Annotated in this window: 24 protein-coding genes; 18 read left to right on the top strand and 6 right to left on the bottom strand. The window is 41.0% G+C overall.

Going from position 1 to position 22,939, the window contains the following annotated elements:
- Positions 1 to 39: 39 nt before the first annotated feature.
- Both V7O67_RS14290 and V7O67_RS14285 read left to right on the top strand, forming a co-directional pair.
- On the top strand, positions 40 to 1,080 hold the full coding sequence (locus V7O67_RS14290) for an mRNA surveillance protein pelota (RefSeq protein ID WP_406670342.1): 1,041 nt from the start codon (positions 40 to 42) through the stop codon (positions 1,078 to 1,080).
- A gap of 510 nt (positions 1,081 to 1,590) precedes the next feature.
- Entirely contained in the window at positions 1,591 to 2,160 is a 570-nt protein-coding gene (locus V7O67_RS14285) for an acetate uptake transporter (protein ID WP_406670340.1), read from the top strand.
- 399 nt (positions 2,161 to 2,559) lie between these two features.
- Here the strand turns inward: V7O67_RS14285 and tnpC are convergent, their stop codons facing one another.
- Together tnpC and V7O67_RS14275 are read right to left on the bottom strand one after the other, a co-directional pair.
- Entirely contained in the window at positions 2,560 to 4,008 is a 1,449-nt protein-coding gene (gene tnpC / locus V7O67_RS14280) for an IS66 family transposase (RefSeq protein WP_406671410.1), read from the bottom strand.
- Positions 4,009 to 4,143: 135 nt separating this feature from the next.
- On the bottom strand, positions 4,144 to 5,016 hold the full coding sequence (locus tag V7O67_RS14275) for a diadenylate cyclase (RefSeq protein ID WP_342304210.1): 873 nt from the start codon (positions 5,014 to 5,016) through the stop codon (positions 4,144 to 4,146).
- A 137-nt stretch (positions 5,017 to 5,153) separates the two neighbouring features.
- Between V7O67_RS14275 and thpR the strand changes: the two genes are divergently transcribed.
- A complete protein-coding gene (thpR, locus tag V7O67_RS14270) occupies positions 5,154 to 5,696 on the top strand; it encodes an RNA 2',3'-cyclic phosphodiesterase (protein ID WP_342304211.1) in 543 nt (180 codons plus the stop codon).
- Between the two features lie 23 nt (positions 5,697 to 5,719).
- Here thpR and V7O67_RS14265 read toward each other — a convergent pair whose 3' ends face one another.
- On the bottom strand, positions 5,720 to 6,739 hold the full coding sequence (locus tag V7O67_RS14265; RefSeq protein ID WP_406670338.1) for an FAD:protein FMN transferase: 1,020 nt from the start codon (positions 6,737 to 6,739) through the stop codon (positions 5,720 to 5,722).
- Between the two features lie 104 nt (positions 6,740 to 6,843).
- Between V7O67_RS14265 and V7O67_RS14260 the strand changes: the two genes are divergently transcribed.
- From V7O67_RS14260 to V7O67_RS14210, 11 genes are all read left to right on the top strand, one after another.
- Positions 6,844 to 7,248: a hypothetical protein gene (locus V7O67_RS14260; protein WP_406670337.1), complete on the top strand. Its 405-nt coding sequence runs from the start codon at positions 6,844 to 6,846 to the stop codon at positions 7,246 to 7,248.
- Entirely contained in the window at positions 7,211 to 8,821 is a 1,611-nt protein-coding gene (gene mmcA, locus V7O67_RS14255) for a methanogenesis multiheme c-type cytochrome (RefSeq protein WP_406670336.1), read from the top strand. The genes V7O67_RS14260 and mmcA overlap by 38 nt, the downstream gene beginning before the upstream one ends.
- A gap of 12 nt (positions 8,822 to 8,833) precedes the next feature.
- Entirely contained in the window at positions 8,834 to 10,180 is a 1,347-nt protein-coding gene (gene rnfC, locus V7O67_RS14250; RefSeq protein ID WP_406670335.1) for an Rnf electron transport complex subunit RnfC, read from the top strand.
- 1 nt (position 10,181) lies between these two features.
- Positions 10,182 to 11,198, top strand: a complete 1,017-nt coding sequence (gene rnfD, locus V7O67_RS14245; RefSeq protein ID WP_406670334.1) for an Rnf electron transport complex subunit RnfD — start codon at positions 10,182 to 10,184, stop codon at positions 11,196 to 11,198.
- Complete coding sequence (rnfG, locus tag V7O67_RS14240) at positions 11,191 to 11,763, top strand: Rnf electron transport complex subunit RnfG (protein ID WP_342304219.1); 573 nt, start codon at positions 11,191 to 11,193, stop codon at positions 11,761 to 11,763. Before rnfD ends, rnfG begins: the two co-directional genes overlap by 8 nt.
- A gap of 5 nt (positions 11,764 to 11,768) precedes the next feature.
- Positions 11,769 to 12,383, top strand: coding sequence for an Rnf electron transport complex subunit RnfE (gene rnfE, locus V7O67_RS14235; protein WP_406658192.1), 615 nt, complete (start codon positions 11,769 to 11,771; stop codon positions 12,381 to 12,383).
- 1 nt (position 12,384) lies between these two features.
- Positions 12,385 to 12,972: an Rnf electron transport complex subunit RnfA gene (rnfA, locus tag V7O67_RS14230; protein WP_406658191.1), complete on the top strand. Its 588-nt coding sequence runs from the start codon at positions 12,385 to 12,387 to the stop codon at positions 12,970 to 12,972.
- On the top strand, positions 12,969 to 13,769 hold the full coding sequence (gene rnfB / locus V7O67_RS14225) for an Rnf electron transport complex subunit RnfB (protein ID WP_406658190.1): 801 nt from the start codon (positions 12,969 to 12,971) through the stop codon (positions 13,767 to 13,769). The genes rnfA and rnfB overlap by 4 nt, the downstream gene beginning before the upstream one ends.
- Before the next feature lie 4 nt (positions 13,770 to 13,773).
- On the top strand, positions 13,774 to 14,106 hold the full coding sequence (locus tag V7O67_RS14220; protein ID WP_406670333.1) for a DUF4870 domain-containing protein: 333 nt from the start codon (positions 13,774 to 13,776) through the stop codon (positions 14,104 to 14,106).
- Positions 14,107 to 14,226: 120 nt separating this feature from the next.
- On the top strand, positions 14,227 to 15,189 hold the full coding sequence (locus V7O67_RS14215) for a replication factor C small subunit (RefSeq protein ID WP_406671493.1): 963 nt from the start codon (positions 14,227 to 14,229) through the stop codon (positions 15,187 to 15,189).
- The gene (locus V7O67_RS14210) at positions 15,186 to 15,689 is read left to right on the top strand and encodes a COG2426 family protein (protein ID WP_406670331.1); all 504 of its coding nucleotides are present in this window, start codon (positions 15,186 to 15,188) and stop codon (positions 15,687 to 15,689) included. Before V7O67_RS14215 ends, V7O67_RS14210 begins: the two co-directional genes overlap by 4 nt.
- 45 nt (positions 15,690 to 15,734) lie before the next feature.
- On the opposite strand, the gene V7O67_RS14205 is transcribed toward V7O67_RS14210, so the two are convergent.
- Positions 15,735 to 15,947, bottom strand: a complete 213-nt coding sequence (locus tag V7O67_RS14205; protein WP_406670330.1) for a histone family protein — start codon at positions 15,945 to 15,947, stop codon at positions 15,735 to 15,737.
- A gap of 156 nt (positions 15,948 to 16,103) precedes the next feature.
- Positions 16,104 to 16,538, bottom strand: coding sequence for a flavodoxin domain-containing protein (locus V7O67_RS14200; RefSeq protein ID WP_342304226.1), 435 nt, complete (start codon positions 16,536 to 16,538; stop codon positions 16,104 to 16,106).
- Positions 16,539 to 16,743: 205 nt separating this feature from the next.
- On the opposite strand from V7O67_RS14200, the gene V7O67_RS14195 reads away from it, so the two are divergent.
- The 3 genes from V7O67_RS14195 to V7O67_RS14185 all read left to right on the top strand — a co-directional run bounded on the left by V7O67_RS14195 (position 16,744) and on the right by V7O67_RS14185 (position 19,636).
- The gene (locus tag V7O67_RS14195) at positions 16,744 to 18,051 is read left to right on the top strand and encodes a Single-stranded DNA binding protein (RefSeq protein WP_342304227.1); all 1,308 of its coding nucleotides are present in this window, start codon (positions 16,744 to 16,746) and stop codon (positions 18,049 to 18,051) included.
- On the top strand, positions 18,051 to 18,929 hold the full coding sequence (locus tag V7O67_RS14190) for a DNA-binding protein (protein WP_342304228.1): 879 nt from the start codon (positions 18,051 to 18,053) through the stop codon (positions 18,927 to 18,929). The genes V7O67_RS14195 and V7O67_RS14190 overlap by 1 nt, the downstream gene beginning before the upstream one ends.
- 119 nt (positions 18,930 to 19,048) lie before the next feature.
- Positions 19,049 to 19,636, top strand: coding sequence for a hypothetical protein (locus V7O67_RS14185; RefSeq protein WP_342304229.1), 588 nt, complete (start codon positions 19,049 to 19,051; stop codon positions 19,634 to 19,636).
- A gap of 226 nt (positions 19,637 to 19,862) precedes the next feature.
- Here the strand turns inward: V7O67_RS14185 and V7O67_RS14180 are convergent, their stop codons facing one another.
- Positions 19,863 to 20,786, bottom strand: a complete 924-nt coding sequence (locus V7O67_RS14180) for an aldolase (protein ID WP_406670329.1) — start codon at positions 20,784 to 20,786, stop codon at positions 19,863 to 19,865.
- 302 nt (positions 20,787 to 21,088) lie between these two features.
- Between V7O67_RS14180 and V7O67_RS14175 the strand changes: the two genes are divergently transcribed.
- Complete coding sequence (locus V7O67_RS14175; RefSeq protein WP_406670328.1) at positions 21,089 to 22,924, top strand: cation:proton antiporter; 1,836 nt, start codon at positions 21,089 to 21,091, stop codon at positions 22,922 to 22,924.
- The last annotated feature ends 15 nt before the right edge of the window (positions 22,925 to 22,939 follow it).

Raw genomic sequence — 22,939 nt, 5'->3', positions numbered from 1 at the left:
TATTGCATTGATGAATGGTACTGGTCGGAGGGCATTATAATGAGGGTCAAAAAAAGATTTTTAAGAGGCAGAGAAGGTGAGATCACACTGGTTCCCGAAACCCTGGATGATCTGTGGCATCTGAAGTATATAATAGAGAAAGGTGACATTGTCTTTGCCCTGACAAAGAGAAAAGCTGATTCTGCAAGCGATAAGCTGAGGCCTGAAAAAATGGAAAAGAAGAATGTCAGGCTTGGTATAAGGGTAGAGGATCTTGAATTTCACAGGTTCTCCAACAGATTGAGGATTCATGGCGTAATCGAGCAGGGAATGGACACAGGCTCCTATCACACACTCAATATAGAAGACGGTACCAATGTTTCCATAGTTAAAACCTGGAAGAAGGACCAGGTAGAGCGAATAGATGAAGCCGAAGCTTCCTCAAAGCGTCCGAAGGTTGTGGTCGTTGCCGTTGAGGAAGGAGATGCGGATATCGGTCTTGTTCGCCATTATGGAATAGAGTTGTACTCGCATATTACCCAGTCTTCGGGAAAAGGTGAAGGCACTCTCAGGGAAGTCTTTTTCCAGGAAATTACTGGGCAGCTTATTCACGCAGCATCGGAGTCTGAGGCAATTGTTGTTGCAGGGCCTGGATTTACAAAAGAGGATTTCATGAAATACATACTGGCAAAAGAGCCGGAACTGGCCTCAAGAGTCATTACCGAAGATATCTCTTCAATAGGGATGTCCGGTTTTCAGGAAGTACTGAAAAGAGGGGCTGTAGACAGGATAATGGAAGAATCAAGGATTGCCAGGGAATCCAAACTCATGGATGAGCTGCTCAAAGAGATATCAACTGATGGGAAAGTCTCATATGGGTTGGAAGAAGTGAAGATGGCTCTGGATTATGGGTCGATTGCAACCCTTCTTGTTGCGGATGAAATGTTAAGGATAGAGCGTGAAAAAGGCGGCATCGACTCATTTTTAAGGAACGTTGAGAACAACCAGGGAAATATAGTAATCTTCAGCACGATATTTGAACCAGGCCAAAAATTACTTTCACTTGGCGGAATTGCTGCACTTCTGCGTTTTAAGATCTGATCGAGTTTTAAAATTAGTTGAGTCTGGTGCCTTATTTATGCTGAATGAAGGCAAAAATATAATCCTCTCCTACTTATAAGCTTTTCGGAATGCGTGTGTGTATATTGTACACAGCACACACAACACCTACCAACTGTGTATATATATTCACATTGTCATAATTTATTAACATCTACTAGGTTTTTTTTAGTGTTTTAACCGTAAATAGTGCTTATTGTGTCTCTATAATATTTTTAAAGCTTTTAAAAAGCATTAAATTGATAATAAAACCGTGATTGATATTATCCTTTTTTGTAATAATCAAAAATGATATATACCTCTTTACTAAAGTCCTTATCAGGAGGTGAAAATGGTAACACTTGATGGAGGTAGCAAGCAGTTACGATATTCATTAAACTTGATGGAAATAACTTTTCTGGCATTTTATTTTAAGGCCAGCAATAAACAATTATAACGATGTTAATATTGTTTAGTACTTATATCTTAATTATATTAGGGAAGTGATTAACTATGGATGGAGAAGTAACAATTAAAGATACAACTGGAAGTCCAGCACCACTGGGTTTCCTTGGTCTCGGTTTTGCAGCCGCATTCGCAGGACTTTTAAACATGGGAATGATACCAGATGCACTTATGGTCATCGCAATGGCAATAATGCTTGGTGGCTTGGCAGAAGTATTAGCAGGTATACAGTTATTTAAGAAAGGTGACACGTTTGGTGCAACAGCATTCACAATATTTGGTTTCTGGTGGCTCGGTTTTGCATACATAAACCTTGCTCCAGCCGGACTCTTCAATGCACCAATGGCAGCAGCAAGTGCCACATCGATGGGATTCTTCACACTCGTATGGGGTATCATTGCAACTTTGCTAACAATAGTGACCCTTAAGATTGGCGTAATGGGAATAACTGTAGTATTTGTTTTGCTTGACCTCACATTCTTCAGCAATGCACTCGTGTTCTTCGGAATACTGCCTCTGGGAATCGCAGGATTAATAACCCTAATCACAGGTCTTGCATCACTTTACCTTGCCACTGCACTGGTCATGAATGCAGTTGGAATGAAAATGCCAATTTAAGTAGTTGGTATTGTAAGATCAAGTAAATGATCGGTATATTCTGCCGGTCTACTTTTTTATTTATCCTTATTTAATTGCTCAACTCAAAAAGCCACAGTCGGTATGTCATATTATTCTATTTTCGTATTTTGTGTTTGAAAAAAGGCATTTAAGGCTACATGGCATCCATATTACTTTGTTATGTCTTTCACCACTATCCTGGAATAGTCCAGGTCATGGATGAAGCAGTTAGCAAGTTGATAATATTCCATGTATTTTAAGTTTAGAATAGGGACAAAGATAAAAGTAAAGACAAAATTCATTGGATCGGCATTCTGGCCGATCACTTCTTTTTTATTTACATGTTTTGTAACTATTCAGCCTAGCTCACTTCCACCAAGCTGATTTCTTCATCCACGATCAATTCTGCAACTTTGGAACAAATGAATTGCCATAAAATATTGCACTAATTGCATCGATAACAGATTCAGAATTCTTATTAACAGTAGACACGTATCCTCTTATACGGCAGAAATTTTTTGCACCCTGTTCACTGCGGAAAGTACCTGATATCTTCTGCTGTACTTTCGTCATTCTGATATCTCTTTCAGCCTGATTGTTATCAAACGGAACGTTTTGGTCGTACATAAATCGCAAGATATCCTCTTTATGGCCAATAAACCTATCCAGCAAATTCTTTACCGTGGTCTGCTTCTTACGTCCTCGTTTTTTAGACCGCACATTTGATTCCGGATCAGGAGGATTTTCATTCACTCCTAAACAAGTTATGTGATCATAATCCTCACTGAACCTTTGAATTAGCTCAGTATCTAAAAGATCATTATCAACATGATGTTTAATGCATATCAAGAGATCACTCATTATCTTTGGCCACTGTTGATCCCTGTTTTCGGAAGCTCCAGTTAACTCTCGTAATAAATGTGCATTACATAATGAATGTTGACATTCATATTTGTTGTACGGTTTCCAAAAATCATGTGTTGCAACACCAGTGTAACCTGGTAATATGCCCATAGCATCCATTGCTTCTGAGCCCCTTTTACGATGTGCAAAATAATAGGTCAGTTTGTCTGTACCTGCCACATGAAGCCAATTACGAACTGCATTTATTCTCATTCCTGTTTCATCCAGATTGATGACAGGAGATTCTTTCAGGAGATGTTTCACTGTATTTTCAAAAGCTCCAAGCTTCTCAAAACAACTACGTTCCGTGTTCACCAAAGTAGCAGGACTTATCTTGCATCCCAAAATATCAGAGAACAACTTGGTAACACGCTGATAAGGAAGTAATTGGTAAGTGTGCAAATAAACTGCAAATGACTTAACTCGATGACCGTATTGAGTCGGCTGAGTTACACCATCTGGAAAAAGAGCTTTGTTTACATGAGAACATTTGGGACATGTTTTAATCTCGCAACGATGTTCAATGCAATTGATAGTTATAGGAGGAATGTCAAAGACCTGTCTTCTTTCATAGTCAGAGGGAACAGAAGCTAACGATCTCCCACAATTGACGCATTGATTAACAGGATGAACAATAACTTCATCCGGATCATCATTTATTCTTAATGTAGTACCAGGATGACCGTTTTGACCACCTACATGCTTATTGGTCTTTTTTCTTTGACTTTTAACGGTTGGTTTATTCCGTGCATAAGAATCAGTAGAAGGTGGTTTGCTACTGTTGCGACTATTCTTTTCAAGCATTTCTTCCAAATGCCTGACACGCTCTTCAAGTTGTGCAATTTGGAGAGATTGATGTTCAATTATCCCAAGTAATCGAGTTACAAGTTCTACTACTGCTTCTGGACCAGCTTCATAAACTGCAAGTATTTCTTCGCGGTCTATACAAATCCCCTCAGATTGATAGACGTTTTTTATGATATTTTACTGAATATTTTTTAACACATAGAATGAAGCCATAGTATATTGTTTTTTGCATCATTAAAACAGTCAGGCTGAATAGTTACCATGTTTTTTAGATCATTGAATGTGAATAGCTCTTTCTGCAGATTCTATATGCAACAACTCTTTCCCATCCATATATATGTGGATCACACCGCCTGATTCTGATACTGTTATGGCGATAGATACTGTATCTCTTGTAATTGCTGCAGCTGATACGTGGCGTCCACCAAGACCTTTTTCAACGGATATATCTCTTGCATCCACATCCAGGTATCTGCCTGCAGCCTCCACCTTTCCGTCTTCCGATATAACAAAAACACCGTCAAGTTGGGCGAATTCTTTAATGGATTCCCAGTTCATCTTATCCAGAACATCTCTATCTTCTTCACTCTGCCCTGTGTATGGATTCAGGATCATTTGATGTGAACGCATCATAACTTCTTCAACATCGCCTACTATAAACGCTGTGCCCACCTGTTTTCCTTCTCGTCCGGTGTTGGATATGTCAAAAGCCACTTTTAATACTGCACGCAATAATTCAGATGATATCCTTTCTTCACATTCTCTGAAAATTTTAACTATATGATTGTCAGCAAGATTATGGACTACGATGGCATATGAATCCTTATTGTCTACTATTCCTATCACAGTACCTTCTTCAATTTCTTCCATCATGAACTCAATAGCTGAAATGTTTTCCACATGTTCTGTTTTTCCGGAAGCCTGCTGGTTGATCTTATCCAAAATTACCTTTGATCGGTCTTCTTTTGTTTTACTGCTTGCCACAAGGTGGTCTATTAGTGTTTTTTGTTTGCGGCTTGCGAAATAAACAGGTATGGATGTCTCTGGTTTTTCTAAATTAATATCTCCGGATATTATAATAGCAGTAGACTTCAGTTCTTCTGCGAGCCTTATAGCAGCGTTGACAACTACTTCTGTACTGTCCAAATTATTCCCTCTGTTTATATCAAAGATATAACTACTAAATCGTAATATATTATATATTCTTACTTTATAAATAGAACCTGTTTGGCAGCGATATTCATTTATGTCTCCAACATAAATGGTAATTGGTGATAGGTTTGGTGAGAACTTTTGTTGCGGTAGATTTCCCTGAAGAGTTGCGCAATAAAATTGCTGATATCCAGTCAAAATTCGATGATTTCAAATTCAAATTTGTAGATTCACACATAGTACATATTACCATGAAATTTTTGGGCGATATTTCTGAGGATAAGATCGCAGAGATTTCAAATGCTCTTGATTTAGTAAAGTGTGAACCCTTTGAAGCACAGGTAAGGGGGGTTGGTGTATTCCCAAAGCCAAATTTCGCCAAGGTCATATGGTTGGGTTGCAACGGGGATTTTGATAAGCTACATGAATTGGTAAACAGCTCACTTTCTTCCTTTGAGTTTGAACATAATCCTCATCTTTTCAGTGCCCACGCAACTCTTGCCAGGGTCAAGTACCTGCCAAAAAAGAAAAAAGCAGAGTTTCTGGAATTACTCGAGGAGTTGGCAGACGTAGATCTTGGGACAATGCAGGTTGATACGGTAAAACTGAAAAAAAGTACGCTGACTCCACATGGTCCCGTATATGAGACCTTGCATAAGGTCAGCCTGAAATAAGTTTTCACTTCTCTAATTATTCTTTAATTGTTCTCATAACTGGAAAAACCACTGGAACGTACGATTCTTTTATCCGTTGTTATGAGCAGGCACTCTATGCCGTCGAGATCTTCGACCATATTTATGCCATCTTTTTCTCCAAGAATGAAAACTGCAGTAGCAAATGCATCCGCATCCATTGCAGAACTGGCTATAACAGTTGCACTTATGAGATTCTGTGATGTATAACCTGTTCGGGGGTCTGCTATATGGGAAACTTTTGCAGTATCATTGAAATAGCGCTCGTAGTTCCCGCTTGTAGCAACAGCCATATCTTTAATATCCATAATCGTCACTGAATCTTCGCTTTTTTCCGGATTCTGCAATCCTACTCTCCACGAACTTTCATCCGGCTTGCTGCCAATATATCTGCCGTCACCACCGGCATTGACAAATCCTGAAATAATACCATCATCAATCAGTGATTCTATTGCCAGGTCTACGGCATATCCCTTTGCAACTCCTCCAAGTGTGATTTTCATACCGTTGCCAAGGGTGATGTTGTTCCCGTCGATTACTATGGCCGAATAATTCACCAATATAAGTGTTTCATTGATCTCCTCAGGTGTTGGATCTTCGTAGGTTCCGCCAGGGCTGTACTTACTTGCCCACAGGTCAAGAACAGGCTGTATGGATATGTCAAAAGCTCCTTTGCTTCTTTGGGAATAGTATTTGGATCTGTCAACGACATAGGCAAGTTCAAGGTCTGCATTATTCACAAATCCTTCTTCATTAAGCATGCTTAGTTCACTATTGTTGTCGTAGTTGTTCATCACCCTGTCAACATAATACATTTTGTTAAAAGCACGTTCGATAACTTCCGAAGCATATGTTTCGTTGGAAGTTAGGATTGATATGGTAACTGTAGTGTCCATCAGGCTTCTGGTTTGCGAATAGCTTTCTTGTTCAATGGTAATATCGGTATCCTCGTCAGCGATATAATTTATCATTAATAATACTGTGAAAACCGCTATCAGGACAACGGCAACAGTTTTATACTTCATGCCGTATGAAAAGAGATAATTGATATTTATGTACGACGGTACAGTAAAGGGAACCAAGTTTCCGCTCTATTTCACTATATCATTTATTTGAAGGAAGTAATATCATGAGCAACCCCAGCATAAAAAAAGGTACGGGAGGTAGTTCAAGTAAGGACAAGTACCTAGTTGTCGCCCTTCATCAGTTAATGGAAGAGTATGGTTGGAGAGGTATAGAGAAGCATTTTGGCTTTGTAAAACATCATATTATTTATGTTAAGCCTGACTCGCCTCTTGATAAGATCGAACTGAAGGCAAATGTTCTTGGTAACCATATGGATGTGGACTTTTTAGGCGTTACTCCGAAAAAAGGGTTGCTTGATAGAGTTTTCGACTTTAACATAAGGGTAGTCCGTAAGTCGTTTGAGATCAGCAAATATGTCTCAAATGATATGAAAATACTTAATGAGCAGCTTTTGAGAAACGACATTATAGTTGTCATCAGACAGCTTGAGGAAGTTGCAGAGGATTGAGGACGAGGCAAGCATGGCTAAATTAAATGTAATTCTTATTGGAATCCTCGTAGTGATGTTCGCTGCATCCGGCGTGTATGCTTTTATTGGCTACAGCGGAAATGGGGCTATGTCTGTTCATTATATGACCGAGCAGAAATGGTCGGACGGTTCGTGCGCAGGTTGTCATTTTGGTATGGATGATCAGGTTGCGGAATCATATCATGTGGATCAGGATCTTAAAAAATGGACTTCTTTTATGGATTATGGTGTTGATGTTGATAGTATTGAAGGCGAAGAGCGAGCTCGTACATTTGGCCAGACTCATCCCGGTGGCAACTACATGGCAGAGTACGGTGTTGAGCTTGACTGTATGATATGCCATGAGCAGGTTGGTGGATATGACTTTGAGGCACGTGCAGAAAGAATAGCTGCAGGTGATTTCGAGAACGCCAACGAAGCCGCAATTGAAGAATCAAGGGCGGAATTGCAGAAAGAACCACTTTATATGGCAGGCTACGTGCTCGATGTACTGACACCGCTTCCTCTTGTAACCGAAATACACGATGAGGTTAATGGTGCTCCAGGCAAGGCACTCTGTGGAAGCAACTGTCACACAGGTGATATCGCAACAACTGCAGTAGCATGGACACTTGAAGATTCTGCTTATTATGATGTTCACGATAATGTCGATTGCCAGGAATGCCACGAAACAGAAGAACACAAGATTGGTAGCCGTGAATACCTGTTTGCTTCGGGACCAACACATATGGAAACAGAAGCAGGTGTAAAGGACTGTGATTCATCAGGCTGTCACGAGGACATATCGCATGGCGGAATGGTTGATGCTCACCTTGATTTCCTAAGCTGTGAGTCATGCCACATCCCGTCACTTCCGGGTAGCGATGTCACAGGTACTCCTGTTATTAAAGAATTCAGCTGGGCAAATGGTGTTCGTGAAGATGTCACATATGATTCAGAGTTCACACCTACACTTGCATGGTCCGAGGGTGTTTACTACGATCTTCTGCCAATAGCACAGGAACGTGAAGAGGACTCTGTCCTAAAACCATTCAATATTATCAATGGTATCTGGTGGGATGAAGGGACTGATGTGGATGTATTCGCAGATCCTGATAATAGTTCTTTAATTGGTACTCCGATAGTTCCTGCAGATGTACTCAGTGCAGACGCAGACAACGATGGTGATGTAACTGAAGATGAGCTTCGGTCATATGATGGTGACATGGATGGTAGTCCGGATTATCCAAATGCAGTTCTCAGGCATGTGGATATGTACTATCAGGTAAGCCATAATATTGTCAGTTCCAGTGTAGGTCTTGCTGAGCCGCTTGAATGTGCAGATTGCCATGGAGCATCAGCTTCAGATACACTTCAGAATGTCCACTTCGGAGATTCTATAAAGGATTGTTCAGAATGCCATGATCTTGTACCTGTGATCAACTGGAAATCATTGGGCTATGATAGCGATCCGGCAGAGACTAATCCACCGACAGATTTCTCCGCTAATACAATTAGTGTGACAATTCCAGGTGCAAAGCCTACTGAAGTAGAAAGGGAGCCTGCATTCTAAGGAGCTGGTACTGTGGAAATCAAAACATTGGATAAATTACCCGAAAAAATAATAATTCCACTCAGACAGCACAGGGGTGCTGTCTGTGAACCCCTTGTGAAGAAAGGCGACAGGGTTCTTATTGGACAGAAGATAGGAGATAGTGAAGAATATTACTCATCTGCAGTTCACTCAAGCGTATGTGGTGAGGTCATTGCTATTGAAGAGGCTGCTCATCCTGATGGTAACAAGTCAATGAGCGTTATTATCCAGCCGGAAGACAGCAATGAGACAGTTGTATTCTCTCCCAGCAAGGATCTTACACCTGAAAAACTTGCAGAACTCATAAAGGAATCAGGTATTGTGGAGCATTACGGAATGCCCACTCATACTGTCCTTAAACCAACTGGCAAGAATATCGATACAGTGCTTATAAATGCGACATCATCCGAATGGATTGGTGGTACATTTGGAACTCCCAAGGAATATGCGTCCCAGGTAATGGATGCTCTCAAGTTGCTCATGAAAGCAGCCGGTGCCAAAAAGGGAGCTATTGTATTGAGGACTGATGATAATGATTCCATTGATGCATTTGAGGGCATTGAGGTCGATAATAAAAAGCTGAGAGTTGCTCCTCTTGTAGGTGGCCGTAAGATAGGGTACTATTTCAACGAGCAGGAATCTGACATTGTTGTCCTATCCCAGGAACGCATCTATGGGAAGAAAATTCTTAATTTCTTTACATATAATGTAACGGGCCGCAAAGTCCGGATAGGCTGTGACCCTACGGATGTAGGTGTTGCTGTATGTGGTGTCAAGTCTGCAAAGGCTCTTTACGATGCTGTTCATGAAGGCAAGCCTTTCTATGACACCGTTGTTTCTCTTGAAGGTGTTTCAAATCACATGGAATATATTCTTGTAAAGATTGGAACCCCATTCAAGGATATTATTGAAGCCTGCGGTTTTACCGGTGATATTGGAAAGATAATTGCCAACGGTGTAAGAACTGGTGTGGCTCAGTACACTGACCAGGTCCCTGTGACAAAAGGAACCACAAGAATATCCCTGCAGAAACCTGAAGAGATCATCCGGGACCAGCCTGTCGCTTGTATTCACTGTGCACGCTGTGTGGATGTGTGCCCCGTATCCCTTGTACCCAGCAGACTTAATGTTATGGCCGACCAGGGTCGTTTTGATGAATGCCGGCAGATGCACATAGGGAATTGTATCGAATGTGGCAGATGTGCTGTTGTTTGCCCTTCAAGAATACATATACTGCAACTTATCAGGTACGCAAAGAATGCAATAGAGAAGGCTTATGCAGATGCTGCTCCCAAGGAGTCATCGAATCTTAAACTTGGTTGTTGCGGAGGTGAGTGATGTGGCTTATACGATTTCAGCTCCACCACATAAAAAAACAAGATTAGATTTCAAGACATTGAATATAAGTAAAATAATCGCTTTGCTTCCGTTATGTTTCGCAGCGATATACTTCTTTGGTATTCCTGCACTCGGGATCATCATTGCGTGTGTATTAGCGGCGGTAGCAACTGAATTTGGTATTCAGACAATATTCAAGCAGAAAGTAACCATTGCAGATGGACATGCAGCTCTTACGGGACTTATGCTTGCATTATTGATGCCACCGGAAGTTCCTTTATGGTTGCCTGTGGTGGGTAGCTTCTTTGCCATAGCCGTTGGTAAACATGCTTTTGGAGGTGCAGGCTCTTACATATTCACTCCTGTACTGGTCTCATGGGTCTTTATCAGGAGTGCCTGGCCACATCTTATGACACCTGCATCTATTCCACATATCAGCCAATTCTCTGATCTTATTCTTGAGACTGGTGCGGGTCTGATGGTGGACGTTTCTCCGATACTGCTTGTAGGTGGTTTATACCTTATTTACAAGAGATATGTTGACTGGAGAGTTCCTTTTGCATTCTTTGTAACAATGATAGCATTACCACAAACAATGTTATTTATTTCAGGTGTAATTGCTCTGGTTCATGAAGGTGTCCTGAATCCACTGATGTATATGTCACAGCTTTTCACTTTCCTTGATATGAGTCCTGAGTTGCCATATTCAATGATAGGGATAGTCTTTTTTGGTATACTTTTCCTTGCAACTGACACACCAACTTCTCCGGTGACCAAAAGTGGACGTGTCATATACGGCATTACATGTGGTGTGCTTGTTTTCATATACGGTTATTTCAGCAACTATGTTGACGGAGTATTATACGGCATCTTCCTTGCAAACTGTGTTGCTTCTTACATAGAGGTCAATACCATGCCTGCATCATTCGGAACAAAGTCACTTCCAGAGAAAGTATACAGGAATGTCATGGATAAGATTCCGGCATCCCTAAAATTCGAGGTGATGAAAAATGAGTGAGTCCAATAATGAAACAATAGTAATTGTAGGGAAAATAGTCCTTATATCGGTTGTGGCAGCTCTCTTGTTGGGTATTACTTATGTTCCTACGAGTGCACAGCTTAAGATCAATGAGGAAACTGCCCGAACAGCTATACTAGGTGAACTTATTCCGGAAGCCAACAATAACTTCGAAGCTGTTGAAGGCGATTTGGTTGATGATGATGGCAACCGTGATGTTCTTTACTATCGTGCAAAGGATTCTTCTGGTAATATCATCGGTTACGCTTTCTTCAAGCAGCAGGCAGGTGCTCAAGGCCCGCTGGTTATAGCAGGTGGTGTTGATGACTCATTTGCAACAGTTCGTGGAATGGATGTTTTGAGTCATGAAGAGACGCCTGGTCTGGGTGCAAAGATAATAGAAGATGACTTCAGGAGCCAGTTCAATGGTATTCCAGTAGCTTCACTGAGTCTTTCCAGTTCAGGTGGAGCAGTTGACTCTATTACCGGTGCAACGATATCCTCCCAGGCTGTCATAGATGCACTGAATTCCAAGATAATTGAGATAGAAGAGGCAGAGGAGTGATACTAATGGACCCATTAAGTGAATATATTCGTGGAATTACCAGGGACAACCCGATCATCGGACTGGTATTAGGTCTCTGTCCTGCGTTGGCAGTGACAACGTCAGTTGAAAATGCGATTGGTATGTCAGCAGGTACGGCCTTCGTACTTGTGTTTGCAAATATTTTCGTTTCGGCACTAAGGAAACAGATACCTTCGGCTGTAAGGCTTCCCATATTCATTATAATCATAGCTACCTTCGTATCTATTGTGGATATGCTCATGGAAGCTTATTTCCCGCCTATGTATGCGGCACTGGGTGTTTTTATCCCCCTTATAGTTGTTAACTGTGTCATCATAGGGCGTGCTGAGGCATATGCAAACAAGAACAATGTGTTCTATTCTTTCATAGATGCACTTGGTATCTCCACAGGTTTCCTGCTAGTATTGATGCTGATAGGTGGAATAAGGGAACTTCTGGGAACCGGACAGATAGTGACATTTGGTTATACATTGGTGTCGCTCCCGGCAAACCCTGACGTGACAACTATGATCCTACCTCCGGGTGCATTCCTGACAATAGGGGCTATCATGGCAGTCGTGAACTATCAGAGAGCAAAGAAAAGGGCAAAAGGTGGTTAAGATGGTAGAAAAAGCTTTATTTGCAATTTTCATGGAAGGTGTCTTCATTAAGAATTTCCTGCTAATTCAGTTCCTTGGGTTGTGTTCCTTCGTAGGAGTGACCAAGGATTTCAAGAGTGCTGCGGGAATGTCCGGTGCGGTTATATTCGTTATGGCGATGGCTGCAACGGTTTCTTATGTGATCTACACTTACGTTTTGGTGCCAACGAATATGGAATTCCTTGACCTGATAAGTTTTATTGTGGTCATAGCGGCACTTGTACAGTTGGTTGAGTTCGTTGTAAGAAAGAATATTCCTTCATTGTATCGATCACTTGGTATCTATCTCCCATTGATCACAACAAACTGTGCCGTACTTGGTGTAGTGTTGCTAAACGTACTTTCCGAATATAGTCTTGTGCAGAGTATTGTGTTCGGCATTGCTGCAGGTGTTGGATATACCATTGTAATGCTGATGATGGCATCTATAAGGGAACGTTCGACCTTCGTTCACATTCCTTCATCGATAAGAGGTCTTCCACAGGCTTTCTTTATCGCAACAATGCTGTCATTGGCTTTCGTTAATTACTTCTGGGTGATACCTATATGACCGAGCTCAGCAGTTTCCTGATACAGTCAATGGCTATTCTGGGAGGTCTTGGTCTTGCAGTCGGTATAATGCTTATCCTTGCATCTAAGAAGTTCAGGGTAGAATCAAACCCTCTTGTAGAAGAGATCATTGAGGTTCTTCCCGGTGCAAACTGTGGAGCATGTGGCTTTGCCGGATGTGCCGACTTCGCAGAACGTGTGGTAAATGAAGATGCTCCGATTGATGGCTGTCCTGTGGGAGGCTTTGATGTTGCAAAAGAGATTGGTGGAATTGTCGGGCAGGAGGTTTCCGAGGGTGAGACTGAGTATCCTATTGTTATATGCAACGGAGGTCTCAACTGTGTCGATCGATTCGAGTATGTCGGTTTTGAAGATTGTAAAGCTGTAATGATGCTTTCTGACGGTGAAAAAGGCTGTAATTACGGCTGTATGGGTCGCGGTACATGTGTAAGAGCATGCCCATTTGATGCTATCACAATAGGGGAGGACCGTCTTCCTCATGTTAATAAGAACCTCTGTACCAGTTGTGGACTTTGTATAGCTTCATGCCCCAACGATATCCTGGTCTTTGCAAAGGAGTCTGAAAAGGTACATGTTCGCTGTGTGTCCAGGGACAAAGGAAAGACTGTAAAGGCAGTTTGTAAAGTGGGCTGCATCGGTTGTAAGATATGTGAAAAGAACTGTCCTGAAGATGCTGTTAAGGTCACGAATTTCATTGCTATCATCGATCAGGACAAGTGTACAGCTTGCGGCATATGTGTAGAGAAATGTCCGCAGAATACCATAGAGGCGAGGTAAGATCATGACATATGATACAAAATTAGGTCTAGATGAGAATATAGTTGCGGCTTTAGGCTATGTTGGTATCTGGATAGCAGGCATTATCCTGTTACTCATCGAGCCGAATAACAAATTTGTCCGGTTCCATGCAATGCAGTCACTGCTTATATTCCTCCCACTTTCATTATTGATATTCATAGTGGGATGGATTCCATATGTTGGCTGGATAATTGCAGATTTCCTTGGATTCGGTGCACTCTTTTTGATATTGATATTTGTAATAATCGCATACAGGGGTATTTTGTTAAAGGTTCCTGTTGTGGGTAGCTACGCTTACAAACTGATCAATCAGTGAGTTAATACAGGAAATGCCTTATCTGGCATTAAATCCTGTATCTTTTTTATTTACGAAAACTTAAAAAACTACATCTTCCTATTATTGCAGGAATGTACATTTTTATGCGGAGGGTTAGACATTAAAGAAGAGATATGGATTGAAAAATACAGGCCCTTTAAGCTTGATGATGTGGTCGGTCAGGTTGAGACTGTCGAAAGATTGAAATCCTATATTAAAACAAGGAACCTGCCTCATCTTTTGTTCTCCGGTCCACCGGGCGTGGGCAAAACAGCCACTGCAGTGTCAATTGCGCGTGAGCTCTTTGCTGACTCATGGCGTGAAAATTTCACAGAACTCAATGCTTCTGATGAGCGTGGAATCGATATTGTCAGGACCAAGATAAAGAACTTCGCGAAAACGTCTCCTATCGGAGGAGCGGATTTCAAGATAATATTCCTTGATGAGGCTGACGCGCTGACATCTGACGCGCAGTCTGCCCTCAGGCGCACAATGGAGCGCTATACCAATAATTGTCGCTTTATTCTTTCCTGTAATTATTCTTCCAAGATAATCGAACCTATTCAGTCAAGATGTGCTGTCTACAGGTTCCGCCCCCTGTCCGATGATGCGGTTGCGGAACGTGTACGTTTTGTAGCTGGCAACGAAGGGCTGGATATTGCCGAGGATGGTGTGGATGCCATTAAATATGTGGCCCAGGGAGATATGAGAAAAGCTATCAATGCGCTCCAGGCTGCCGCATTGATCGCAGATACCATCCACAAGGAGGCTATCTATAAGATCACGGCTACAGCACGTCCTGAGCAGGTCCGTGAGCTTATCGAGACAGCCCTTTCAGGTAATTTTACAGCATCACGAACTCATCTGGACAGCTTTTTGCTGGAACAGGGACTCTCCGGTGAGGATGTCGTCGGCCAGATATACAGGGCAATGTTTGAGGTAGATATCCCTGAAAGAAAAATGGTCGAACTGGTTGATATAATAGCCGAGGTGGATTTCAGGCTGACTGAAGGTGCCAATGAGCGGATTCAGCTTGAATCACTGCTTGCTCACTTTGCATTATCTGGAAAGGAATATCAGTGAGTCTTGAAGCACTGGTACTGGAGTTGCTTTCTTCGGTACCCCACTGGTTTGCAACGGTTATAATCGGTGCCCTGCCTGTATTTGAGTTAAGGGGAGCCATACCTGTTGCAATAGGTATGTACGGAATGGCTCCTGAATATGCATATTTTTTTGCAGTGTTGGGGAACATGATTCCGGTTATTCCTTTGCTTCTTTTCCTTGAACCTGTTTCCTCATACCTGAGACGTTTCAGGGTATTCGATATGTTCTTTTCCTGGCTGTTTGAGAGAACCCGGCGAAACCATACTGAAAAGTTTGAAAAATACGGAACCATGGCGCTTACACTTTTCGTGGCCATTCCTTTGCCTGTTACCGGCGCGTGGACTGGCTGTGTAGCAGCTTTTGTATTCGGGATAGAGTTCAAGCATGCTTTACCGGCAATACTTGTAGGTGTACTTATAGCCGGTATTATAGTCAGTGTTGTTGCCTTGACCGGAATAAGCCTTTTAAGTCTCATATGATGCTTTTTATGATCATAGAAATGTAAAGAAAAAAGTAAATGGGTATTATCTACCCATCATCTCTTTTGCGAGTTTGATATCTTCTGCTTTTACTGTTTTTCTTCCGGCGTGTTCTGCCAGTTTGATCGCTTCCCTTGATATCTCAAGTCCGTAAGACTCAAGCATTTCCGTAAGAGCTACTGCTGCTGATTCACTAACTCTCTGGGCACCAGCGTTCCTTATTACTCTTTCAATGGGTGCAAATGGTATTATTGTCACAAATATCCTCTTATATGTCTTATATTTTAAATTTAATTCAATTACACCAGTCAATTAGCAAAATAAACTATAAATAGTTTATTAATGAATTTTTAATATGGAATCAATCTGATTTATCTTATCAGAGTTATTTTACCTGCTTGCTGACTATTACAATTATTTCTTTTTCATCTTTTTTGCAAGGTCCTTTCCAAGCCTCATACACTCTGTGAGATCTTTTTCATTTGGTACATATTGAATTCTTAGTACCGGATCTATAACGTTCACTCCTGCTTTTCTTAGTTTCTCAGCTATTTGTACGGGAGCTTCTCCGCTCCATCCGTAAGAACCAAATGCAGCACCAATCTTTCCATCGATACCTGTCTCTATGATCTTGTCTATGAATTTGGCAATTGGGTCCAGCATTGTATAATAGAACGTTGACGAACCAATGCAAACGGCATCATATTCGTTTATGTCTGCAGGATCCCATTCATAGAAGTTATCGATGTCTACATCCACATGTTTTTCACGTGCACCTTTTGCAATGGCTTCAGCCATCATTTTTGTGCTTCCCTGTGTGCTAAGGTATACGATTGCAAGTTTTGGCATTTTTCCATACTCCCCATTTATTTGAATTCAGGCATAATTTCGGCTCTTAAAAGCTTCTAACATCATCCCTTTTAAACTATGCTGTTTGATTATTCTTAAACATTTCCAGTATTTGATGACAAACTCCAATGCCTTTGTGATAAGGTTATCTTTATTGCCAATCAGGAAATAGAATATTAATTACTTTGAACAATGGAGACTCCAGATGGACGAGAAAATTGCGCCACACATAGACGAATTAACAATGGCGCTTGGAAATATAAGCAAAGAGGAGATTAGCAAGGAACTGGAAAAACTCCTTAAATATCGTGTTCCTCTTGATGAAGCGAAAAGAATCCTGAAAACCAAATATTTATCTGTTTCTTCCAACTCTGTAAAAGTAAAAGATCTTTCTCCTGGGTTGAATGGAATTGAGATCGCGGGCCGTATTCTTGATATTATTGAAAAAACAGTGTCTATACAGGGGGAGCAGAAAACAATATTTTCAGGAACCCTGGGTGATGGAACTGGTATTTGTTCTTTTACATGTTGGGATAATATGTCTCTACGGTCCGGGGATACTATTATGATCCGGAATGCATACACCCGGCTATGGAATAACCGTCCGGAGCTGTATTTTGGAAAGAGGTCTGCAATCACACATTTGCAGGATAGTGAGCTCCCTGATATTGAGCAGATATCCCATTCCAATCTCAAGAAACTTGGTGAAATAGTTCCTGCAGATGTGCTTGCAAGTTCTGTGGTTCTCATCGTTGAGATGTATCACAGGGAAATAATGCTAAAAGGTCAGGAAGTGACTGTTGTAGAAGGCGTCATTGCAGATGACAGTGCAAAGCTTCCATTTACAGCTTGGGTTTCGCTGGGAACATTTGATATCGGTGACTATATTCGTTTCGAAGGTGCTGCTGTAAGGATATTCAGAGGTTTGCCATCCATCAATTTCAATGAGAATACTTCTATTGAACTGGTGAAGTCTGCAGAAGATCTGTCCTTTACAATGGAATCAGTAAATCAAGCCAATTCGCCCGTGGCTATTCAACAGATCCTTGAAAAAGAAGGTATTTTCGATGTAACTGTCAGTGGCAATCTAATTTCTATCAGGCCCGGTTCTGGTCTTATCGAAAGATGTCCTGTATGCAATCGTGTTACGCAAAAATCGGTCTGTCGTTCCCATGGTGAAGTGGAATGCCTGATGGATATGCGTATTAAGGCAATTCTTGATGATGGTACGGGAGCTGTTCATTTGATGCTTAACCGTGAACTCTCTGAGGCAATTTATGGAAAAAGTATGCCTGATGTGGAAAATATGGCTCAGGGTTCAATTTCCAATGATGCCGTATTCACAGATATGAGAAACGTATTAACCGGTAAATATGTCACAGCACGGGGCAATTCTTCAAAGAACGAATTTGGAGTGTCGCTTGTGGCTAAATCGGTCTGGGCTCATGAGAATGACCTTCAGGAACGTGTAGATCAACTTATGGAAAAGATTGGCAGTGGATGTGATGAGTAATGGTTGAGCGAGAAGTGGCACACAGGATGTTTGCCAAGGAATTCAATGATTCCCGTTTTAATTTGTATTCTAATTCTTCTTCATCTGGAAATCAGGATATTTATTCTCCTAATTTTATCATAAGTCCCACAGGACTGAAAGTGAACAGAATCTTTATGGTGGGTGTGGTCACAGAAGTGGATAGGCTATCAGACCAAGCCGGTAGTGAAAAAGAGTTATGGAGGGCACGTATCTCTGACCCGACCGGTGCTTTTACAGTCTACGCAGGTAGTTACCAGCCTGAAGCTTCATTCTTCCTTTCAAATGTAAACGTGCCTTCGTATGTAATGGTTCTTGGCAAGGTTCGTTCATATGAGCCAGGAGATGGCTCTGTTTATGTTTCCTTGCGACCGGAGGAGATTAATTATGTAGATGAGTCAGTGCGTGACAGGTGGATAGTAGATACTGCAGAAATGACTCTTGACCGTCTGGATGCGTTTGATAGATTTTTCTCTTCAGGTACTGATAATGAAAAAATTACTGACAGGATGTCTGTATGTAATATTCCGCAGACACTTGCAAGTGGAATGTGCCTTTCACTGGATTATTATCACAAGGATAAGGAATACTATAACTCCTTAAAAAGTGTTGTCAAACAAGCCCTGTGCACCATTAGTAAGTCATCTGCTCAGCAGGATGTGGAACCTGATTATGAGCATATTATCCAGTCTGTCCTTGAAAGTATTGATGATGGAAGTGGTTTTGAATATTTCAACTACATTGGGAAAGCAGTTTCTCAAGGTGTCCCTGAGCGAATTGCCGATTCAACATTGAAATCTTTGTTATCAAAGGGGCATATATATGAACCAAAGGCGGGCTTTTTCAAAGTTATACATTAAATATGTTGATTTAGTTTCTAATGTGTTTTTGTATGCGACATACTTAAATATGCAAAAATATTAGACCTGATAAGTAATTCAATACATTAACTGCACATTTTATCAAAGAAGGTTAATTCATGGAACATGATGAGATAATAGAAAATGTAAAAAACAGTATCATCAATATGAAGGGTGTAGGAAATACACTTCTCCTTAATGAAGATGATCGGGAAATTATCAGGGAGCTTGAGAAAAAAGCTGATGAGATGACTCTGATGGGACTTGGCCGGGGTGACAATAAAGGTGTAAAGACCGTTTTGAAGAATGACGTTATTTTTGCTTTTACCACAAGTATGGATTTCAACTGGCCCGAAGGTCCAAATGTCATCCTAATGCACAATGACTGTGTTGTAGGTCAAGACCTCGATGATGAGGCAAAACTTGAGGAAATGAAAACCTGCACAGATAAACTTGTTATTGGTAACATTGTTATATATGACACAAGTGTACTCAAGAAAATGGATGGTAAGAAAGATCCGTTAATTGTTGTATTGCCACCTAAGCCATGTGAAGAAGTAGAGTGTGTGGATGAGGTTTGTAATGCAGTGCTCGCTTCCCCTTCTCCTCCAAGTGATGAGTACCTCAAGGAGAAGATGGGACTCGACAATCTTCACGGAACAGGTACTTTTTTACTGGGATTCGATTTTGATTGTTCCTGTAAGTGATGATCTATCTGGTGTTTGTTCTTGCAAGCACCTGATTTCTTATTTTTAATCTATTCAAGTCTGCCTTTTGCTTCTGATTCTTATTGATCTTTAATCAACAATACATTATTTTTTGACTTTCGGTTAACCTGTCAGATAACTGTGAATTCAATTAAAATCAAAAAAGATAAGTGAAATTAAAAAAGAAAAGGTGCATGGTTAAACCAATGCACCTTTTAAATGCAAATTATTCGCCTTTGTATATCTTGAATGCATCTTCAACAGAAGCATTCTCAATAGTGATGGCATAGATGGCGTTACATAGCCTGAGAGCTTCGTCGAGTGGTCTCTGGTGTATATTCCTTCCTGTTGCGTTACCCTCTGCACCACTAACGTGAATCTGTGTATGGAGTTTCTTAAGGAAGTCTTGTGGGTCATCACTGGAACCTCCTGCACAGACAACCTTTGTCCTGCCGGCAGCCAATACTGCCTCCTTGAATATCTCTTCGGATTTCTTCCCTTCTTTCTTGGGGTAATTTACTTTCACGAAATCCGCATTGAGAGTTGCACCAACACCGGTTGCTCCAGCTATGAGATGTGGATCCTTTTCATCAGCCACTGCTGCTCCTCTTGGATATATCCAGAGCACGGTTACCATTCCGTGTTTGTGTGCATTATATATGAGTTGAGCTGCCTGGTTAAGCATATCAGCTTCGAATTCGCTTCCCAGGTAAATCGTATACCCTATTCCCAGTATTTTAAGACCACTATTTTCGCGGAACTCAACTATTTGTTCCATATCATAAAGCTGATTGCTGAAGGGATCCATTTGTTTTGTTTTTACCAGGTGTGATTTTGAATTTATCTTTACGAGATATGGTACTTCGGGATGGTCCATGCCGTATCTTGCAATAAGTCCAAGCTGAGTAGCAAAAACACCTATCTTCCCCATAGAAGCTATTTTGAAGAGGTGCTCAGGATCATTGTCATCCGCTGGAATTCCCTCTCCGAAAAAATCATCATTCAGATGCTCAACCTTTTGATCACCTGCGAAAAGCATCATTCTTCCTGTTCCCTTTGTGATCTCCATATAATTGTGAAGGTATGTTTCACGAGCTGCCGGAGGGACATCTAAAGGTACCTTTATATCTTCTTCTTTTATTAAGACCATTTTAATCACTCGAGTTCAAAATATTATTCAATAAGCGTTTTGTTTCTTATCTACCCTTAATCATGTTTTTCTATTTTAACTATTGTATAACTGTGGGGGACGTTTAAAGATATACCAAATACTTTTTGACAAATACCCTTTTATTTATGGCAGACTAGTACAGTACTGCTATCTATTACGAGGATTAGATTCATTCCTCGTACTAAGTATTATATATTTATAGTCTCATGGAATAATTAAAATACATAGTGCATATATTAAAATCACATAAGTGGTATTTTGCATATTCAAGGAGCTTAGTTGTGGAGTCGATACATCTTCTGGAAATTGTAGTTTCTGTGCTTTTTATGAGCATGATTGCCCAGACACTTAGCAAACACTTTAAAGTGCCTGTTATTATGTTCCTTCTACTTCAAGGTATATTGGCAGGACCTGAAGGGCTGGCTATTATAAACCCGATGTTGTTCGGAGATGGATTGACTGCAATCGTTTCTTTTTCAGTTGCGATAATAGTTTTCGACGGTGGACTCCATATTGATCTCAAGAGTATCCGTACAATACAGAAAACGGCTCTGAAGCTCACGACAATAGGGGTTCTTATAACTTTTATAGGAGCTACTGCTGTAACATATGCTCTTCTTGATCTGCCGATAGAACTTGCAGCTTTGTTTGGAGCGCTGGTAGCTGCTACTGGTCCCACTGTAATAACACCGCTTGTCAGGCAAATTCATGTAAGTCACAAAATAAGCAAGATACTTGAGATAGAGGGTGTCCTTAACGATGCTGCCAGTGTTATCCTTGCAGCGTTCATGTTTGAATGGATAGTATCCCAGCTAACTGGATTCAGTGCTGTTCTTTTCATTCTCCAGAGGCTTGTTATAGGTATTGTCATAGGTATGGCCAGTGGTCATATCCTGAAACGTTTTCTTTCAAGCGATTCCCTTGTGACTGATCAGACTGCCAGACTGTTTACTTTAACGATGGTAATAACCACTTATGTTGTGTCTGAGTTACTAGGCAATGAATCTGGGATTCTTGCAGTGGCTGTTTTCGGAATAGTGGTTGGTACTTCAAATATTCCCCACAAGCAAGCTCTCAAGGAGTTTAAGTCTGACCTTGTCCTGATAATGTTGTCTCTGATCTTCATATTACTTGCTGCGATGCTCAAATTCGAGGATATTATAGGTATTGGGCTAAACGGGATTATAGTTGTCCTGTTATTGATCGTTTTGGTACGTCCTCTGGCTGTATTTGGTTCAACAGCAAACTCTCGTCTTAGAAGGAATGAGAAATTATTTATTTCTTTTATAGGGCCCAGGGGAGTTGTTCCCGCATCCATTGCAACTTACTTTGCATTAAGACTGGATTCTTTCAATATACTGGGTGGTCAGATGCTGGTTGGACTGGTATTTCTGACCGTTATCATTACAGTCATAACAACCGGCACTTTAGCAAGAAGAGTAGCCAATGTATTAGGAGTGATACCCATGGAAATTCTAATAATAGGTGGAGGAGAAGTCGGAAAGATTCTGGCCGAAAGATTTGAGAAAAGGGGCGAAAATGTTGTTGTTGTCGATAATTCCAATGATAGGTGTAACCGTTTGCTTAAGCAAGGTATAAGAGCAGTTCATGGGGATGCCGAAGACATAAATGTACTCAAGACTGCGGGTATTGAAAAGGCCAAGTATGTCGTTGCGACAACGGATCAGGACAATACAAACCTCCTGGTGTCACAGATAGCTAAAAGCAAGTTCGGCCTGAAGGAAGAACAGATAGTTGCAAGGGTTAACAGTATGGAAAATCTCCATGCTTTCTGGGATCTTGGTATACGTTCCATGAGTCCTCAGATGACCACGGCTCTTGTACTGGATAACATGGTAGGTAAAAGCTCTATGTTCTCCTTATGTGAGGTCGGTGAAGAAGGTGAGATCCTTGAGGTGAGAGTCACAAACTCAAAAGTTATTGGCAAAGCTATCAAAGAGCTCTCTCTCCCCGTAAACAGTTTGCTTCTGATGATTCGCAGGAATGATAAGTCTCATATTGCAAACGGTAATTTCGTACTTGAATATGATGATCTTGTAACTGTTATTGGCGAGGATGATGCGGCAAAGGAAGTTGTAGATCTCCTTCATAAATGAGTTCGATAATTCTCA

This window comes from Methanolobus sp. ZRKC4 (assembly GCF_045291305.1).
Lineage (GTDB): Archaea > Halobacteriota > Methanosarcinia > Methanosarcinales > Methanosarcinaceae > Methanolobus.
This window is presented reverse-complemented; position numbering and strand designations above follow the sequence as displayed.

Bases quoted from the DNA above. Each gene is read 5' to 3' on its own strand.
- V7O67_RS14290 (WP_406670342.1), top strand. From the start codon at position 40: ATGAGGGTCAAAAAAAGATTTTTAAGAGGCAGAGAAGGTGAGATCACA.
- V7O67_RS14285 (WP_406670340.1), top strand. From the start codon at position 1,591: ATGGATGGAGAAGTAACAATTAAAGATACAACTGGAAGTCCAGCACCA.
- V7O67_RS14265 (WP_406670338.1), bottom strand. From the start codon at position 6,739: ATGAAGTATAAAACTGTTGCCGTTGTCCTGATAGCGGTTTTCACAGTA.
- V7O67_RS14260 (WP_406670337.1), top strand. From the start codon at position 6,844: ATGAGCAACCCCAGCATAAAAAAAGGTACGGGAGGTAGTTCAAGTAAG.
- rnfG (WP_342304219.1), top strand. From the start codon at position 11,191: ATGAGTGAGTCCAATAATGAAACAATAGTAATTGTAGGGAAAATAGTC.
- rnfE (WP_406658192.1), top strand. From the start codon at position 11,769: ATGGACCCATTAAGTGAATATATTCGTGGAATTACCAGGGACAACCCG.
- rnfA (WP_406658191.1), top strand. From the start codon at position 12,385: ATGGTAGAAAAAGCTTTATTTGCAATTTTCATGGAAGGTGTCTTCATT.
- rnfB (WP_406658190.1), top strand. From the start codon at position 12,969: ATGACCGAGCTCAGCAGTTTCCTGATACAGTCAATGGCTATTCTGGGA.
- V7O67_RS14220 (WP_406670333.1), top strand. From the start codon at position 13,774: ATGACATATGATACAAAATTAGGTCTAGATGAGAATATAGTTGCGGCT.
- V7O67_RS14200 (WP_342304226.1), bottom strand. From the start codon at position 16,538: ATGCCAAAACTTGCAATCGTATACCTTAGCACACAGGGAAGCACAAAA.
- V7O67_RS14195 (WP_342304227.1), top strand. From the start codon at position 16,744: ATGGACGAGAAAATTGCGCCACACATAGACGAATTAACAATGGCGCTT.
- V7O67_RS14190 (WP_342304228.1), top strand. From the start codon at position 18,051: ATGGTTGAGCGAGAAGTGGCACACAGGATGTTTGCCAAGGAATTCAAT.
- V7O67_RS14185 (WP_342304229.1), top strand. From the start codon at position 19,049: ATGGAACATGATGAGATAATAGAAAATGTAAAAAACAGTATCATCAAT.
- V7O67_RS14180 (WP_406670329.1), bottom strand. From the start codon at position 20,786: ATGGTCTTAATAAAAGAAGAAGATATAAAGGTACCTTTAGATGTCCCT.